The sequence below is a fragment of the Pseudanabaena sp. lw0831 genome (assembly GCF_016584665.1).
In the GTDB taxonomy this organism is placed as follows: Bacteria; Cyanobacteriota; Cyanobacteriia; order Pseudanabaenales; family Pseudanabaenaceae; genus Pseudanabaena.
The window spans coordinates 1-17,440 of sequence record NZ_BBJB01000022.1 but is presented as its reverse complement, the minus strand read 5'-3'; the positions used below and the strand labels follow the sequence as shown (position 1 = coordinate 17,440).

17 protein-coding genes and 1 rRNA gene are annotated in these 17,440 nt (G+C 42.8%); 7 read left to right on the top strand and 11 right to left on the bottom strand.

Translation table 11 applies throughout. The annotated features are described in order from the left end of the window. Positions 1–282 precede the first annotated feature (282 nt). Together APA_RS04800 and APA_RS04795 are read right to left on the bottom strand one after the other, a co-directional pair. On the bottom strand, positions 283–1,338 hold the full coding sequence (locus tag APA_RS04800) for a 30S ribosomal protein S1 (RefSeq protein WP_201321178.1): 1,056 nt from the start codon (positions 1,336–1,338) through the stop codon (positions 283–285). Between the two features lie 265 nt (positions 1,339–1,603). Further along, positions 1,604–2,959 carry a 16S rRNA (cytosine(967)-C(5))-methyltransferase gene (locus tag APA_RS04795; RefSeq protein ID WP_201321177.1) on the bottom strand — a complete coding sequence of 452 codons (1,356 nt, stop codon included), beginning with the start codon at positions 2,957–2,959 and terminating at the stop codon, positions 1,604–1,606. Between the two features lie 246 nt (positions 2,960–3,205). On the opposite strand from APA_RS04795, the gene mraY reads away from it, so the two are divergent. After that, positions 3,206–4,309 carry a phospho-N-acetylmuramoyl-pentapeptide-transferase gene (mraY, locus tag APA_RS04790; RefSeq protein WP_201321176.1) on the top strand — a complete coding sequence of 368 codons (1,104 nt, stop codon included), beginning with the start codon at positions 3,206–3,208 and terminating at the stop codon, positions 4,307–4,309. A gap of 151 nt (positions 4,310–4,460) precedes the next feature. Here mraY and dnaK read toward each other — a convergent pair whose 3' ends face one another. From dnaK to psbN, 6 genes are all read right to left on the bottom strand, one after another. Next, entirely contained in the window at positions 4,461–6,428 is a 1,968-nt protein-coding gene (dnaK, locus tag APA_RS04785) for a molecular chaperone DnaK (protein WP_201321181.1), read from the bottom strand. Positions 6,429–6,577: 149 nt separating this feature from the next. Next, positions 6,578–6,997, bottom strand: coding sequence for a CAAD domain-containing protein (locus APA_RS04780; RefSeq protein WP_201321175.1), 420 nt, complete (start codon positions 6,995–6,997; stop codon positions 6,578–6,580). A gap of 226 nt (positions 6,998–7,223) precedes the next feature. Then, on the bottom strand, positions 7,224–7,541 hold the full coding sequence (locus APA_RS04775; RefSeq protein ID WP_201321174.1) for an STAS domain-containing protein: 318 nt from the start codon (positions 7,539–7,541) through the stop codon (positions 7,224–7,226). Between the two features lie 342 nt (positions 7,542–7,883). Then, positions 7,884–8,459: a DNA-3-methyladenine glycosylase gene (locus tag APA_RS04770; protein ID WP_201321173.1), complete on the bottom strand. Its 576-nt coding sequence runs from the start codon at positions 8,457–8,459 to the stop codon at positions 7,884–7,886. Positions 8,460–8,499: 40 nt separating this feature from the next. Beyond that, entirely contained in the window at positions 8,500–8,925 is a 426-nt protein-coding gene (locus tag APA_RS04765; RefSeq protein ID WP_201321172.1) for a molybdenum cofactor biosynthesis protein MoaE, read from the bottom strand. A 55-nt stretch (positions 8,926–8,980) separates the two neighbouring features. Next, complete coding sequence (gene psbN / locus APA_RS04760; RefSeq protein WP_103669666.1) at positions 8,981–9,112, bottom strand: photosystem II protein N; 132 nt, start codon at positions 9,110–9,112, stop codon at positions 8,981–8,983. A 77-nt stretch (positions 9,113–9,189) separates the two neighbouring features. On the opposite strand from psbN, the gene psbH reads away from it, so the two are divergent. From psbH to APA_RS04740, 4 genes are all read left to right on the top strand, one after another. Beyond that, complete coding sequence (gene psbH, locus APA_RS04755; protein WP_201321171.1) at positions 9,190–9,384, top strand: photosystem II reaction center phosphoprotein PsbH; 195 nt, start codon at positions 9,190–9,192, stop codon at positions 9,382–9,384. A gap of 312 nt (positions 9,385–9,696) precedes the next feature. After that, positions 9,697–10,002: a TatA/E family twin arginine-targeting protein translocase gene (locus tag APA_RS04750; protein ID WP_201321170.1), complete on the top strand. Its 306-nt coding sequence runs from the start codon at positions 9,697–9,699 to the stop codon at positions 10,000–10,002. Then, the gene (pth, locus tag APA_RS04745; protein WP_305076297.1) at positions 9,995–10,639 is read left to right on the top strand and encodes an aminoacyl-tRNA hydrolase; all 645 of its coding nucleotides are present in this window, start codon (positions 9,995–9,997) and stop codon (positions 10,637–10,639) included. Before APA_RS04750 ends, pth begins: the two co-directional genes overlap by 8 nt. Positions 10,640–10,842: 203 nt before the next feature. Beyond that, on the top strand, positions 10,843–11,985 hold the full coding sequence (locus APA_RS04740; protein ID WP_201321169.1) for a sugar phosphate nucleotidyltransferase: 1,143 nt from the start codon (positions 10,843–10,845) through the stop codon (positions 11,983–11,985). Between the two features lie 35 nt (positions 11,986–12,020). Here the strand turns inward: APA_RS04740 and APA_RS04735 are convergent, their stop codons facing one another. The 3 genes from APA_RS04735 to murI form a co-directional block, all read right to left on the bottom strand. Next, a complete protein-coding gene (locus APA_RS04735; RefSeq protein ID WP_201321168.1) occupies positions 12,021–13,454 on the bottom strand; it encodes an N-acetylmuramoyl-L-alanine amidase in 1,434 nt (477 codons plus the stop codon). A 130-nt stretch (positions 13,455–13,584) separates the two neighbouring features. Next, positions 13,585–15,048 (bottom strand): N-acetylmuramoyl-L-alanine amidase, encoded by a 1,464-nt coding sequence (locus APA_RS04730; protein WP_236579410.1) that lies wholly within the window; start codon positions 15,046–15,048, stop codon positions 13,585–13,587. 45 nt (positions 15,049–15,093) lie between these two features. Further along, positions 15,094–15,924, bottom strand: a complete 831-nt coding sequence (gene murI / locus APA_RS04725; protein WP_236579409.1) for a glutamate racemase — start codon at positions 15,922–15,924, stop codon at positions 15,094–15,096. Positions 15,925–16,229: 305 nt separating this feature from the next. Between murI and APA_RS04720 the strand changes: the two genes are divergently transcribed. Together APA_RS04720 and APA_RS04715 are read left to right on the top strand one after the other, a co-directional pair. Continuing rightward, a complete protein-coding gene (locus tag APA_RS04720) occupies positions 16,230–16,748 on the top strand; it encodes an inorganic diphosphatase (RefSeq protein ID WP_201321166.1) in 519 nt (172 codons plus the stop codon). Positions 16,749–17,118: 370 nt separating this feature from the next. Then, positions 17,119–17,440 (top strand): 16S ribosomal RNA (locus tag APA_RS04715); the annotation flags it as partial.

Genomic DNA, 17,440 nt, shown 5'->3' with positions numbered 1-17,440 from the left:
GTGCAAGGGTTTTGAGCCTCTAGACGCTATAACCTTGCACTTGTCATGGCAAAAAAAGCTTAAAGTCCTTATGTAGCAGGCTTTTGTACTTTTTCAGGAAGCCCTAATTAGATAGGAAGCAAAAAAACAAGGCGTGATTGTCTCACCTTGTTTATAGAAAATATTAACTTTTCTTCAAGCTTAGGTAATTTCTACAGAATAACTTACCAACCAGAACTAGTAAGGTGGGCATTGCCCACCTTACTAGTTCTGGGGAAATTTCTTAGTGGGAAATCACCTTAACTAAGCTTCAGCAATAACTTCCTCTACTGCTTCGGGTTCAGCAGCAACTGCCTCAGCTATGACTTCTTCAGGAATTTCAGCCTCTTCCATGGCATCAGGAACTTCAAATTCTTCTTCTTCAACTGCTGCTACAGGAATTTCCATTACCGCAGGAGCCGCATTGAGTTGTTCGCGATACTTTGCAGCCATCTCTTCTGCCTTAGCGTAAACCAGTTGAGGATCTTTGACCATATCACCAGGCTCGGCTTCAAGTTGCTTGGTGGATAGCGAAATCCGTCCGCGCTCAGCATCAAGATCGATGATCATCACCTTCACTTCGTCATTGACGTTGAAGACGTTGTGAGGGGTTTCGATATGCTCATGGGAGATTTCCGAGATGTGCAACAAGCCACTGACTCCGCCGATGTCGATGAATGCACCATAAGGCTTGATACCGCGTACTACGCCGATGACGACTTCGCCAACTTCGAGCTTGTTCATCTTGCGCTCAACAAGGGCGCGGCGATGGCTGAGGACGAGACGGTTGCGGTCTTCATCCACTTCCAAGAACTTGAGTGGCAACTCTTCGCCAACCAATTCTTCCTTAGGCTTGCGGGTGCTGATGTGAGAACCAGGGATAAATCCGCGTAGTCCTTCGATTCTGACCAGAGCGCCACCACGGTTGGTAGCAAAAATGAGCGATCGCACAGTTGCGTCTTCTGCTTGCAACTGACGCACGCGCTCCCATGCTCTCATGTACTCGATGCGACGAATCGAAAGAGTTAATTGTCCTTCTTCGTTTTCATCGGCAAGAATGAAAAATTCACGAGTTTCATTGTTTTGTAAAACTTCTTCAGGCTGATCAACACGGTTGATCGACATTTCCTGAATCGGGATGTACGCTGCTGTTTTTGCACCAATGTCAATAAGTGCGCCTCTCGGCTCGATGCTAAATACTGTTCCTGCAACGATGTCGCCAGGACTGAAGTGATAGTCGTATTTATCTAAAAGCTTCGCGAAATCTTCATGTGTGAAGCCGACATTGGCGGTTGTAGCAGTTTTTGCCCGATTGATCATAACTAAATTTTTCCTTGTTCCTGTTTTGAATTTATCTGGTTTCCTCCCAGAAATGTAAGAGCAGTAGCCATTAGAGCTTGTTGCGGGTTACATCCTACGCCTATTTATATTGTTAATATGTTGTTTATATTTAGTAAAACCTATAGGCATAGGTTTGCAATTATAGCGCACTTAAGCTATATCTCGAAAGTGTTCTTAAATATTTTTATATGTTGCCATAACCCAAAAATTAGAGAGGTGCACCGCACCTCTCTAATTTTTGGGTTTATAGTCTCTGAAGTTTCACCATGAAGAAGCCGTCCATATCGTGTTCGTGGGGCAGAACTTTCACCCAACCTCGATCGCTTACAAAATGAGCAGCAGGATTATCTGCACTTGGCGGCACAATTTGCCAATCGGGATGATTTGCTAAAAATTGTGTGATTACCTCTTCATTTTCAGCAGGATGCAGGGTGCAGGTGCTGTAAACAATTACGCCATCAGGTTTTACCCATTGAGTAGCGTGATCGAGAATTTCGGATTGAGTTTTGGCTAATTTATAGGGTTCTTCGGGAGTTTGTCTCCAACGAGCATCAGCATGACGGTGCAATGTACCGAGTCCAGAGCAAGGCACATCTAGCAACACGCGATCGCATTTTTCGTCTAATACTTTGTCAGCGTCAAATTCACGCGCATCAATCTCAATCGTTTGCACATTAGTGATCCCCAAACGAGCAGTATTTTGATCGACTTTTTTAAGACGACTTGCCAGACGATCTAGGGCGTACACTTTGCCAGTATTTTTTAGGCGATCGCTAATATGTGTCGTCTTACCACCCGGGGCAGCGCAGGCATCAATAATGATCTCATTGAGTTGTGGATCTAATAGATAAGTAACTAACTGAGCGCTAGCATCTTGTACCGACCACCAACCCTCTTTAAATTTCGGTAATTGACTAACATCACCCGCACCTTGGGCCACGCGAATACCATCAGGTAAATGGGGAATAGGCTCAGCTTTGATCTCGGCTTCTGCAAAAGAGGCTAGAACTTGATCCCGCGTTGCATGTAAAAGATTTACTCGTAAATCGAGATGAGGCGTTTGGTTAAACCAATTACAAATATTTGCGATCGCATCTTGCCCAAATTCTTTTTGCCATAAATCGATCAACCATTCAGGAAAACTATAAAAGCTAGCTGGGTCAGTAATTTTGGCAAGAATATCTTCCTTGTCTTTGGCTCTGAGTATGGATCGCATGATCCCATTGGTAAAGCCAGATAGCCCCTTTAGATTGTTTTCTTTGACCAATTCCACTGTGGTATGAACGATCGCTGATGGCTTAATGCGATCGAGAAAACATAGTTGGTAGATACCAATCTGTAAGATTATTAATAGGTCTGGTGGTAATTTTGCAGTTGGTTTTTGTGAAAAGTTTTGCAAAACCGCTTGCAGGGTTTTTTGGCGACGCGTACATCCATAAACTAACTCTGTGATCAGACGGCGATCGCTTTCTAGGAGGGTAACGTTTTCTTGTCGCGCTCGCGAAAGCGTACAGTCAAGTGCTACATCAGCATAAGCATTGCGTCTTTGAATCAAACGCAGGGCTTCTAAAGCAATCTGTCGAGAATTCTTACTCGTCATCGGCAATTTAGTTTGGCAATTTAATTGAGTCAAGTTATATGGCTATTTATAAAGATTGAGTGACAGGATTCGAGAATTATCAAAAATCAATGGTTGCACTGTAGACAAATGCGGTCATTATTTGGTATCTAAGAGCGTATATTCAGTTGATCTTTAATCATCTGTTACAAAGCCGTAAAAAAGCTGCTGATCTAAAAGTTCGATCTAAGAAAAATGTGATGGTTACTGTGGGTGTGAGGAGCGGCAATGGTTGATACTGGTGTGAGAGTTAGGAAAGCAAAATTTCCAACAGGAAGTAGCCTAGCACTTGGTTTAGCAATCGGTTTAATAAGTTTAATTGTTGGTGTCGATCTTTTCTTGAATCCTAATATAAGTTCAAGTCTTCTTCTACCATTCACATTTGGGGGGGCTGGGGTAGCAATGTTGGGAACTTTTGCCGTACCAATGTTGCGTCGTCTAAAGATGGGACAAATCATCCGTGAAGATGGTCCACAGGCTCACCTCAAGAAACAAGGCACTCCGACGATGGGGGGGATATTTATTATACCTGTCGGAATTTTATTAGCGCTGGTATGGTCTGGCTTTAATGATAAAGTAATAGCATGTAGTTTGCTGACGGTCTCCTTTGGCTTTATCGGATGGCTAGATGATTGGAAAATTTTGCGTCGTCACTCCAACAAAGGTTTGTCTCCGCGCTCCAAAATTTTCCTCCAAGCATTTTTCGCGGCTTGCTTTTGTGCATGGCTAGGACTAACCCAAAACTGGCAAGCGATCGCTACGATTAATTTGCCTCTAAAATTTGTGATTCCCCTCGGCTTACTGTTTTTCCCTCTTGCTTTGTTTGTATTCCTTGGCAGCAGCAATGCGACGAATCTCACTGATGGTTTAGATGGGCTTGCAGGCGGGACTGGTGCGATCGCCTTATTTGGTATGGGGCTACTACTGTTTCCTCAGAACAAAGAACTCGCCATTTTTTGTATGTGCCTAAGTGGTAGCTATTTAGGGTTTCTCTGGCACAATCGCTATCCTGCCCGTGTATTTATGGGTGATACGGGATCGCTCGCTTTAGGTGGGGCGCTTGCCTCGACTGCGATTCTTGGTAACTTGCTCTGGGCATTTTTAATCGTCGGTGCAATCTTTATCTGGGAATCAATTTCGGTGATTGCACAGGTTTCCTATTACAAGGCAACCAAAGATGAAACTGGCATGGGTAAGCGCCTTTTCAAAATGGCTCCTTTTCATCATCACTTAGAGTTAAGCGGTTGGCATGAGCTACATGTGGTTAGGTTCTTTTATCTCACAGGTGGTTTTTTAGTTGCGATCGCTATTGTGATTAGTAAACTTCCTTAAATCTAAGTTAAAGACACTCACAAAAAAGCCGCCCAATTGGGTGGCTTTTTTTATTTAAACTAAGAGGGTAAATACCCCACCGCTCTGCGGTGTGAGTAATTTTAGTAAAAAAGAATTTGATACCCCGTCCGCTTGCGGCGGGGTTATTCATTTACATCCAGTCATCGTCATCATCATAAGACACTCGCGTATTTGGGCGACGGCGATCATCTTCATCTTTTCCGCGTTTATTGCGACTAGCAAAACTACCGATACTTTCAAGGATGCCACCGAATAGATCGTCATCCTCATCTTCGTACTCATCATCTTCAGCATAGAGTTCACTTGATAGCGCATAGAGCGTTTCTTGTAACTCCGACTGAGAGCGATCGATTAGGGCATCATCTTCCTTAGCGATCGCATCTCTTAGTTTTTTGATTGATCCCTCAATTTGTTTACGGCGTTCGTAACTGAGTTTATAGCCATAGTTCAGCGCTAATTCCTTCAGTTGTCGCTCTGCCCCAACAGCAAGATTATCAGCCCGATTTAATTTCTCGATGCGTTCTCGTTTGGCTCTATCTCGATCGGCAAATTGCTCCGCCTCTGTGACCATACGCTGCACTTCTTTTTCATCTAAGGTCGAAGCACCCTTGATCGTTACGCGGCGTTCAACTCCCGTGCGGCGATCGCTAGCTGTCACTGCCAAAATCCCATCGGTATTTAAATCAAAAGTGACATCAACCTGAGCCACGCCGCGAGGTTGCGGATCAAGTCCACTCAATTTAAAGCGCCCCAATGACTTGTTATATTCCGCAAGATCCCGTTCACCTTGGATCACATGGATTTCCACAGATGTTTGATTGTCTTCAGCAGTAGTAAATAATTCCATCTTGCGGCAAGGAATCGTTGTATTCCGAGGAATCAAGCGTTTGACTACGCCGCCCGAAGTTTCTACGCCCAGAGATAATGGGGTGACATCCAGCAGTAAAACATCCTTAATTTCACCTGACAAAATGGCAGCTTGAACAACTGCGCCGATCGCGACAACTTCATCGGGATTCACGCTTTGGCTCGGTGGTTTACCGATTGCTCGCTCTACCATTTCCTGCACAGCAGGAATGCGCGTAGATCCACCCACTAAAACCACTTCATCGATTTGGCGCGGACTAATTTGAGCATCACGCAACACGCGATCTAGAGGAATTTGTAACCGCTCTAATAAATCTGCACTTAAACGCTCAAACTGCGATCGCTTTAAACTGGTTTCTAAATGTAAAGGACCTTCTCCCGTCGCCGTGATGAATGGCAAATTGATCTCAGTTACGCCCACGGTCGAAAGCTCAATCTTGGCTTTTTCAGCAGCCTCGGTCAGACGTTGCAAAGCTTGCCGCTCTTTACGGAGATCCACACCATCGGATTTTAAAAATTCTTCAGCAAGATAATTCACAATTTGGCGATCGAAATCATCGCCACCCAATTGCGTATCGCCTGTAGTTGCCTTTACCTCAAATAAGCCGTCACTAACTTCTAACACCGACACATCAAATGTGCCGCCACCAAGATCAAATACTAAAATTTTCTTATTAGTCTTTTTATCTAAGCCATAGGCTAACGATGCAGCCGTCGGCTCGTTTAAAATTCGCTTAACTTCAATCCCCGCAATTCTGCCAGCGTCCTTAGTTGCTTGTCTTTGTGAGTCATTAAAATAAGCAGGAACTGTAATCACTGCTCCCGTTACTGGTTCGCCCAAATATCGACTCGCTTCATCTACGAGTTTACGGATGATCATTGCCGAAATTTCTTCAGGGGCAAAATCTTTTTCAAGCCTAGAACTGCGTAACTTGATGTTGCCTTGATCGTCGCGACGGATTGTATAGGGCACGCGCTTAGTTTCAGCTGAGAGTTCACTATGTTTTCGACCGATAAAGCGCTTGACAGAATAAAAGGTATTGTCAGGATTTAGCACCGCTTGCCGACGCGCCATTTGTCCGACAAGACGTTCACCATCTTTAGTAAAGCTAACAACGGAGGGAGTGGTGCGGCTACCTTCTGAGTTTGCAATCACTATGGGCTTGCCACCTTCCATAACGGCTACCACAGAGTTTGTCGTACCCAAGTCAATACCTACAATTTTGCCCATGCTTGACGTATATACCTCTTCACTTCCCAAAACTGTTTATTAAACAGCTTAACAATTTTTGATTTTGCTTTACTTTAGCTAATATCCTAGCTCTAAACACCACGCTTATAGACAAAGGGGACTAAGCCCCTTGTCTGTAGATTAGTTGTTTAGCCAAAAACTTTGTTTTTCCAAGCTGTAATGCCATCAATTAGCTCTTTGCGAGTATCAGCAAGTAATAGGTATCGATAGATAAACCATATCGAATAGCCAAAGCCAACTAATTCAAACACGCTAGGTAACACAGGTAGTTTATTTAAGAAGTCTACAAGTGTTGAGGTGGCGATCAATATAGGAATAGTAGCGATAATGATGATGGCAAGAGTGAGGTTAGATTTCTTGCCTTCACCAAAGTATTCCTCCCAAAGCTGTTTGACTTTGTCCAAAAGATCGTAGCTAATTTTTAGTGTGTCATCGACGGAGGTCGAAGTGGCTGTCACTGCTGTTGTCTCAGGAGTAGATGTCACTGGCTTTACAGTTTCGGCTAGATCTTCTGCGATCGCTTCAACATTGTCTTCTTTAGGTTCCATAATTTGTTTGATCTCATTGATCTGTCAGTTACGATGGGGAAATTTTAACAATATTTGCAGCGCTTTGTTAGGGGGAGCGTTCTAACAGAGTGGCTGCTATCCCAAAAAAAGAGATGGGGCATTTTGCCACATCTCTTTTTTGATCTTTCCTGTTCTAGCAAAGATAGCGATCCTACATAGTTTGAGAGAGTGCGCCCCTTAAGGGCGCACTCTCTCAAAAGGATACTTAAACTTTTTTCAAAGAATGTTCAAATTGGCTGCGACTTTCAAATACATCAAATAAAGTCTTCATTGAGGTTGCTTCTAACAAAAAGTCGATATACTCGCTGATTGAGCAGAGTGCAAACTTACAGCCGATCGCTTTCGCGCTCCTCAATACAAAAATCAAAGCGCCTAAACCTGAGCTATCCATCTGTTTTAAATGTTTTAGGTCAATCAGTAATACATCAGGTTTCCGATCTAAAACACTGCTAGCTTGCTGACGAAAATGGTTAGTACTGGTTGCATTAAGATGACCTGTTGGTTGCATTACTTCAATACGCATTGCTTTTTCTCCTTTTCCCCAATTGCGAGGCAATAAAAATATCTCAATTGAGCTAATAAATTGTTAATTAAAAATTTAATTAAAATGTCTGAATAAGTCTCTGGAAGGATAATTCATAGAAAGTCTTAAGTTGAAAAGCTGCCTTTTCTGTTTGAAAAATTAATTCATTCAAACTAAGCTTTGTTTTGCTTTTTAACTGTAATTTTTTATTTGATGTAAGCATCCTACTTCCTAGATTCAATATTTATTTATCTAAAAGTTATGAAAAGGTTATTTCTAAAGTTATCAATATGTTTGCAAAACACGAAACCCAGACAATAAAGGCAGCGCATTGCGCTGCCTTTATTGTCTGGGTTTTCGCGATACAGACGTGCGATCGCTTAAATACCAGCGCCACGGAATATCAGATCCTTGTGTAATCCCGATTCTGGTAGTTTGGCAAATTTCTTCGCCAAAATTTGGCGATCGCGCTTCTAGCCACAAATTAAAATCTGGGTGCAGTGTTGCACCATCTAACTGACGATCAATTTTTAATAAGCGACAAAGTTTGCCAGGTCCTGCCCCCGCTCGATGTGCTTTTTCTTTGGGGTTATGCCAACTTGGTATTCGATCGCATTCGATCGCGCGAATTAATACCGCACTACAAAAATCTTCGCGATCGGTGACGATATTGACACAGTGATAAATCCCATAAATTAAATAGACATAAGCTGTACAGGGTGAGCCAAAAATTGCTCGATTGCGCTCAGTCTTGCGTCGATAGCCATGACAAGCTGGATCGGTCGCATCATAGGCTTCAGTTTCGACAATAATTCCCCGATATTCAAATCCGTCAATCCGTCTAACTAAAGTACATCCCAATAGATCTGGTGCAACTTCATAAGCTGGACGAGCAAAAAAAGATTTTTCTAGAAGCATAGACAACTCCAAACAAAAAGGGCGCGAAGCGCCCTTTTTGTTATATGGGACAATTTACCCAACTGCTTACCCCATCAAGCCAAAATTCTTTTTTCCAGATCGGCACATCTGTTTTTAAGGTGTCGATCGCATAACGACAAGCTTCGAACGCTTCAGCCCGATGAGGCGAACCAACGGCAACTAAAACGCTAATTTCTCCAATTTTAAGTTTGCCAAGCCGATGATGAATGACAACTTCAGTAATATCTGGAAATTTTGCATGGCAGCGATCGCTAATTTCTTGAAAAACTTGTAAAGCCATAGACTCATAGGCTTGATAGTCTAAATAATCAACTGGTCTTCCTCCAGTTTGATTACGCACCATCCCGCTCATTAACACAACTGCCCCATTACAAGCATTGTCGGCGATCGCATAGACAGCCGACACATCTAAAACATCATGAGTAAGTCGAAAATTGTTAAACATTCTTGATCAACTTGTTATCGACTAGCTAGGTTTCATATTGCAATGCCTAGCTATATTAATCTTCGTGTTCTTCAAACTGATCGACTAATCCTTTGTTTGGTGGGCCAAAAGACACGTATATCGCGTAAGCCGTTAAGCAGATCACACATACGGCGACAGTCACCGCGATCGAAGTTGCATTTTCCATGAATTGAACCAATGATTTGAGTTATTCTTAATTACAATTATACTATTTTGTAACAATCCCTTTTAGAACACAAATTTATGTCACAACGTACTTGGCTTGGCGATATCCTCAGACCTCTAAATGCAGAATACGGTAAGGTTTCTCGCGGTTGGGGAACTACACCCCTCATGGCTGTATTCATGGGTTTGTTCCTTGTATTTCTGGTAATCATCCTCCAGTTATACAACTCCTCCTTGCTATTGGATGGTGTCAACCTAAACTGGGGCGGCTAATTTCTAGCTATCCTGATTGCAATACATTAAAGGCACGCTCTGCGTGCCTTTAATGTATTGCAGCCGAAATTTACATTGCCAAAACCAAGTTTAGGGTTTTCAGACTCGCAGAGTCTGAAAACCCTAAACTTGGTTCCATAAATTAGAATTGTTAGTATCGCCGCAATTCTTGTTATATCAATCCACAAAAGTGTCGTTACACTTTTGTGGATTGAAAACCAAACCCAGTAAAGGTTTTAAAAGCATAAAATGGCGTAGCCATTTCGTGCTTTGGTATTAATAGTTTCGTTTTTTACAAAAAGGTCATTCTCAATGAATATTTTTGGTATTGGCTTGCCTGAAATGATTCTGATCATGCTCGTGGCACTCTTGATATTTGGCCCAAAAAAGTTGCCAGAAATCGGTCGCAGTATGGGTAAAGCCATTAAAGGTTTTCAAGATGCTTCCCGTGAATTTGAATCTGAATTTAAGCGTGAAGCCGATCGCCTAGAGCAACCTGCGCCAATTGCAGAGAAATCTCCTGTACAACCAATCTCCGAAGTTGCCACTCCCATAGCTACCTCCGTAGCTGCATCTTCAGAAGAAACTAAAGAGGTCGTAACTGCTTCGGATGCTTGAGACTCAATCTATTTCTCTAATTGTGGGGCTTGGTAACCCTGGCGCAGAATATGAGCGCACCCGTCACAATATTGGATTTATGGCTGTTGATCGCTTAGCCACATCTTGGATCATCTCTCTCGGCAAAGAAAAGAGGTTTTATGGCATTTTTGGTGAAGGTCGATTATCGACTCGATTAGCCAGTAGTGGTAAAATTCGGTTACTCAAGCCCACCACATATATGAATGTCTCAGGTCAGTCTGTGCGAGCCTGTGCCGATTGGTTTAGGGGAAATCCTGAAAATATTTTGGTTATCTATGACGACATGGATTTGCCACTTGGTAAATTACGATTGCGTCCCTCAGGCTCAGCAGGTGGACACAATGGCATGAAATCCATAATTTCGCATCTAGGTACACAAAACTTTCCTCGGCTACGTCTTGGTATTGGGCGCGGCGGCAAAGATGATATTGATGGGGCGATCGCGTCCAAAGCGAATCAAAATGTTACCAACCACGTTTTAGGAGGGTTTTCGACAACAGAAACTAAAATCTTGCCTGAAATTTTTGATCTTGCCGAATCTACCGTGACAAGCATCTTAGCGGATGGTCTTGAAAAAGCGATGAGCTTATATAACAGTCGTAGTATTAATATTTAAATTGAGTTGGCTGAGCATTACAAAGCTTCTTCTATCGGCAACTCAACCTAAAGGATTTGTTGGTTTGTCCTTCCTAAACTTTTTAGGACTGCTTACAGGGTATGATAAGACGGATTTTTATGAATCTTAGATATATCTTAAGTAGCTAAATTACTGAGATATGTAAGTACCATTTAATCGTAGTGATGAGGAGAATGTAATTTATGAAAGCCATGATTTTGGCTGCGGGTAAAGGTACTAGAATCCGCCCGATCACGAATATTATGCCCAAGCCCATGATTCCGATCATGCAAAAGCCTGTGATGGAGTTTCTAGTTGAGTTACTCAGACAGCACGGATTTGATCGAATCATGGTTAATGTTAGCCACTTGTCAGAAGAGATCGAAAACTATTTTCGAGATGGTCAAAAATTTGGCGTACAGATGGCATATTCCTTTGAAGGAACCATTATTGATGGCAAACTCCAAGGTAGTGCGCTTGGGTCGGCTGGTGGTCTTAAAAAAATCCAAGATTTCTCCCCGTTTTTTGATGATACCTTTGTTGTCCTTTGCGGTGATGCTCTGATCGATCTTGATCTCACCTATGCGGTTAACTGGCATCGTCAGAAAAAATCTCTGGCTACGATTATTACGAAAACTGTTCCAAGGGATCAGGTGTCGAGCTATGGAGTTGTGGTTACTGACTCTGATGGCAGAATTAAGCAGTTTCAGGAAAAGCCAAGTATTGAATCTGCGCTTAGCAATACGATCAATACAGGTATTTATATCTTCGAGCCAGAAATCCTCGACTATATTCCTTCAGACGTAGAGTTTGATCTTGGTAGTGATTTATTTCCCAAATTGGTGGCAGATAATTTGCCTTTCCATGCCATTTCCATGGATTTTCAATGGGTTGATATCGGTAAAGTCCCCGACTATTGGCAAGCAATCCAAGATGTACTTTTAGACAAAATTAAAAACGTTAATATTCCTGGGCATGAAATTAAACCGGGAGTTTATACAGGGCTTAATGTCTCTGTGAACTGGGATAAAGTTGATATCCGTGGGCCTGTCTATATTGGTGGTATGACCCAAATTGAGGATGGTGCGACCATAATTGGGCCCACGATGATTGGACCTAATTGTCATGTTTGCAGTGGTGCTGTGGTTGAGCGCAGCGTAATTTTTGAGTATTCGCGTTTATCAGATGTGCGGTTAGTTGATAAGTTGGTGTTCGGTCGTTATTGTGTTGATAAAACGGGCGCAACTATTGATTTGCAAGCAGCAGCTCTAGATTGGTTAATTACCGATGCCCGACATCAGCAACAATCTCAGTCTCCTTTAGAATTTTCTAAAGTTCCTTCTTAAAAACAAGGGCAACGCATTAGCGTTGCCCTTGTTTTTTACCTGCCGCGTACCCGCATAAACTGATCGATGCCTCGTGCGATCGCATCAGCCATACGTTTTTGATAATCTGGGCTACTTAAATTCCTAGCTTCTGTTGGATTTGTGACATAACCCGTTTCAACTAAGATCGCGGGCATTGAAGTTTTCGCAACCACATAAAAACCTGATCCTCTGACAGACCGATCGATTGCACCTGTCCCCGATATGATCTGTGAATGGACATAGCTCGCTAACTCTCTACCAACTGTTGAGTTGCGTGAATGATAAGTTTCAATACCACTGATGCCGCTATTGCCAGGAGCCAGGGCATTGGCATGGACACTTACAAATACATCAGCATTAATTCTTTCAGCCGCCGCAACACGAGGTTCTAAGTCGATTTCCACGTCATTAGTACGCGTGTAATAAACGGTATAACCCATACTTTGTAGGGCTTGCCCTAGTTTCAGACTGATCGGCAAAACGACATCTTTTTCTTGAATGCCATTAGCAACCGCACCAGGATCATTACCACCATGCCCTGCATCAACGAATATTACACCCCGACGGCGATCGCCTGTGTTTTGAGGATTTGGGAAAGCAGGATTATTGTTGGGTAAAGGGTTTGGATTATTGGGAATTGGCGAAATACTATTCAATGAAACTTGTAATTGGATTTGTTGATTTGTGAGTCTTTGAGTTTCGCGAACTTGCCAACCTGCGATCGTTTTAATTCCAATCTCGACAGAGTTGCCAACTTGTGAGAGCCGAATTCTTTCAATTGGGCTATTGGCAGAAAGGCTGGGGCGTTGCAGGTTAGATGAAATCTTGGCATTGGCAATAGTTACATTAAATATTCCTGAGGTACGATCTAGTCTTGTTTGATAGTTGAATGGTTGGTTGGCAAAAATTAGCAATTGTCCAGTACTACTAAAACTCAACCTTTCAATCACGACTGGTCTCGATATTGTGCTTGGGGGATTGATTGGTGTAGGGCTAGGACTTGTGGGATTGGAGTCAATGGGTATTGCTTGAGCAATTTGATTTTCTGGGCTGAGTAAAAGCGTTTTGGTTGCCTCAATGTACTGACTTTTCCATGCAATTTTGCTGTTGGGATCGTTACTATCTAAGTCAAAAACTAATCTAGTGATCTCAGGACTATTTTGAAATTGGGCAACTCTAACCTGCTTGACTCCAAACCGATTGATCGGCACATTGGCTTGATGTAATTCCTTTGCTAAGGAAGTATTTTGCAGATCTAAGATCAGACGAGAGGGGTTATCCTCTCGTTGTATACGGATCTGTGGATTGGCATTCATATTCAACATTAAGCCATTGGTAGCAGGTCGAATATTCTTGAGCTTGATGGCATCAGATTGATTAGCTGTATTTAGCGACTGTGCTTGCAATTGCTCCACTACAGGTATTCCATAGCTGGTAGCTATGGTCATAAAAATTCCGACTGCTAGTTGTCGATATCGCAAAATATTTCTCCCAATGGTGTAAAGATCCGAAAGTTGAGCTAAACAGATTGATTTTTTGAAAGATTGTTGACTTAGATTAGAGCGATCGCCCCACTATTTATCTTCGATAAGATCTTAAAAATTGATCGATCCCTTTGGCGATCGCATATGCCATGCGCTCTTGATAAGCACCATTGACCAATCTTGAAGCTTCTGATGGATTTGTAATAAATCCAGTTTCCACCAGAATTGCAGGCATCGAAGTTTTTACAATCACATGAAATCTAGCTGACCTCACACCACGGTCAGTTGCACCTGTACTAGCAATAATTTGCTCATGTACGAATTCTGCAAGATTCTTACCTAGAGACGCACCTGGAGCATGATAAGTTTCAACCCCATTTACCTGAGATGCACTTGCATCTAAAGAATTGACATGAACACTTACAAACACACTAGCCCTTGCATTCTCAGCCATCTGCACTCTTGGCTCTAAGTCGAGATCAATATCCTCAGTGCGCGTATACATCACAGAATATCCCATCTGCTGCAATATCCTGCCTAGCTGTTTACTCATGGCAAGCACAATATCTTTTTCGTAAACTCCATTTCTGGTAGCTCCCACATCTGGTCCCCCATGCCCTGGGTCAATCACGACTAACTGACGACCAGTATTATTACTATAATTGGGCTGTATTTGCGATCGCGGATTTTGGGGATTACTTGCCGCGACTTGTCCAATACTTTCCAACTGCAAGGATATTGCCTGTGGATTGGTTCTCGCTGTTTCGCGGATTTGCCAACCTGCGATCGTTTTCACATTGACAACTACCGCATCACCCACCTGATTGAGCCGAATCTGCTCAATAGGATTATTAGATCCTAAAATCGGGCGGCGTAACTGTAATGAAATCCGAGTTGAAGGAATTGTGACATTGTAAGTATTACTTGCTAAATCTAGGCTAATACGATAGCTGATCGCTCGACTAGCTTGAATTACCAGTTGACCGTAACCATTAAATGACAATCCGTCAATTGTTGTCGGTAAATTGTTATTTGCTACAGGCGAACCTGTCACTGGTAAATTACTGGGATTATTTGATGTAACTGATAGCCCTATGGGGCGAAGTACCAATAAACCACGAGTTTGATCGAAAGAACTTTGCCAACTGGCTGGACTATTACGATCCAGATCAAAAACTAACCGAGCGATCGCAGGCGACTTTTGAAACTGAGCCACTCTAATTTGTTTGACCCCATAGCGATTTATAGCTACTACGGAGTTATGTATCCACGGCGCAACTTCTGTAGACTGTAGATCTAAAATAATGCGATCGGGATTAGCCACCCGCGATGTACTCATCTTGGGAATGCCATTGATCTGTAAAGCCAATCCATCAGCACTAACTTGAACATTGCGTAGCTGTAGCTGCTGCATCGAAGATGGGAGTTGCGCTTGGAGGCTAGTATCCTGCAATGGCAAATCAAGCGCAACTTGGGAGTTAGCTGCTTGTGTACTCATACATACACTAGTCGTAAACCCTAAAACTAGCGGTAGATATCGTTTGTAACGTTGATTCAAAAGATTACTCCCATCAAATTGACTAGAGAGTCCTAAGCTAAAGCTTTAAGACAGCAATTCTACAGGAGATAGAGAAACTTTTCCCACCGCAGGTAACTTTCCTAACCAACGTCTTGAAACTTGAGCAAACCGATCTGGATCGCCACTCACAAAAAATCGAGTTTCGGCGCGATCGCTACGATTATCTAAACATTTCAAACCCATCAAATCTAATTCCTGACTTGCAGCCCTTACCACATAAGAGGCTGGGTTCACTAAAGCCACATGGGATGGCAAAATTTGACGTAAAACTCCTGATAAGTGAGGGTAGTGCGTGCATCCCAAAACCAAAGTATCAATATTTGTTTCGATAAGCGGCTGTAAATATTCCCTTGCTACTTGTATCGTGTAGGGATCCTGAATGCGATCGGACTCAATCAAAGGGACAAACTCAGGACAATCTACTTGAAAAACCTGTGCTTGGGGATCGCTCTCACAAATTGCCCTTACATAGGCTTCACTCTTGACAGTTGCGGTTGTGGCAATTACCCCAATCCGTTTGCCTTTGCCCACAGCTGCTCGCGCCCCTGGTAAAATTAAACCCAAAATTGGTAACTCAAAATCCTTTTGTACTATATCTAGGGCTAATGCCGAACTGGTATTACAAGCCATGATTGCCATCTTGACTTGCTCAGACTGCATCCAGTGCAAAATCTCATATACATATTCGATGATTTCCGCAGCCGATCGCTTTCCGTAGGGCAATCTTGCCGTATCTCCGAAATAAACCACAGACTCATTAGGCAATTGGCGATGAACTTCTTGTAAAACCGTAAGTCCCCCAACCCCGCTATCAAACACACCAATAGGGAACCGAGCTTCTTGCTGCAAAACCATGCACATCCTCACACTTCACATGCATCACAGTAAAGCATACTTTTCTTAACGTGAATATCAGCTTAACTAATTAACCTTAAACACAACAAACAAGGATTTTTGAAAAGTGTTGCAAAGAAGCACTTTTTAAAAATCCTTGTAAGGAATGGCGATGCTAAATGTTGCCATTCCTTTCTCGGTTTTATGTCTTAACGGTACTTGCGATCGCTATACTTTTTCTAGGCAGCCTGCGATCCGTCTACGCGATTAGCATCTGTACAAAAAAACAAAATAATCAGATCAAAAACTAAACAAAGAAGTAACCAATGGACTTATCACGCATTCCCCCACAACCAAAAGCAGGCATCCTCAATGTCCTAATCGAAATTCCTGCAGGCAGCAAAAATAAATATGAATTTGACAAAGACCTCAACGCCTTCGCTCTTGATCGCGTCCTTTACTCCTCAGTCCAATATCCCTATGACTACGGTTTCGTACCCAACACCCTTGCCGACGATGGTGACCCTCTTGATGGCATGGTGATCATGGATCAACCCACATTCCCTGGTTGTGTCATCCCTGCCCGCCCTATTGGGATGCTAATCATGATCGATGGTGGCGATCGGGACGAAAAAATCCTTTGCGTGCCCGACAAAGATCCTCGCTACGCAAATGTCAAAACTCTTGCCGATATCCATCCCCACCGGCTCGAAGAAATCGCCGAGTTTTTCCGTTCTTATAAAAACCTAGAAAAGAAGATTACCGAGATCAGAGGCTGGGAAGGTGTAGAAGCAGTACAAGCCCTTGTGACTAAATCTATTGAGGCAGCATTGCCTAAATCCTAAAACCTTTTTAGAGCCTACAATCTTTCTACCGCAAGGAATAGACAAGACAATCTAAATTCTTCTCAAAAGAAATATCAAAAAACGCTTGACAAACCCAGCCAACCTTGATAACTTAGTAAAGCGCTGAAGGGAGCGACGAGCGAAAGCGAAGCGAAACCCGCCCTGCGAGGGGAGTGCAAAGAACCTAGACAACCAAATAGTTTGAAAGCTTTAAGAAACCAATAAACCTCGTCAGAAACATAAAAAAGACTAGATTATTGAGAAATAACTAGTTATCCGACAGGATAAGCGAAAAGCTTAAAAAAGTCAAACCCATCCGAAAGGAAAAACGCTTTAGAAAAGTAGAGAGCAATCTTGAAAGTATAAAGACACCATGGAGAGTTTGATCCTGGCTCAGGATGAACGCTGGCGGTATGCTTAACACATGCAAGTCGAACGAAGTCTTCGGACTTAGTGGCGGACGGGTGAGTAACGCGTAAGAATCTACCTATAGGTTCGGGACAACAGTTAGAAATGACTGCTAATACCGGATATGCCGAGAGGTGAAAGTTTTAATGCCTGTAGATGAGCTTGCGTTCGATTAGCTAGATGGTGGGGTAATAGCCTACCATGGCGACGATCGATAACTGGTCTGAGAGGATGACCAGTCACACTGGGACTGAGACACGGCCCAGACTCCTACGGGAGGCAGC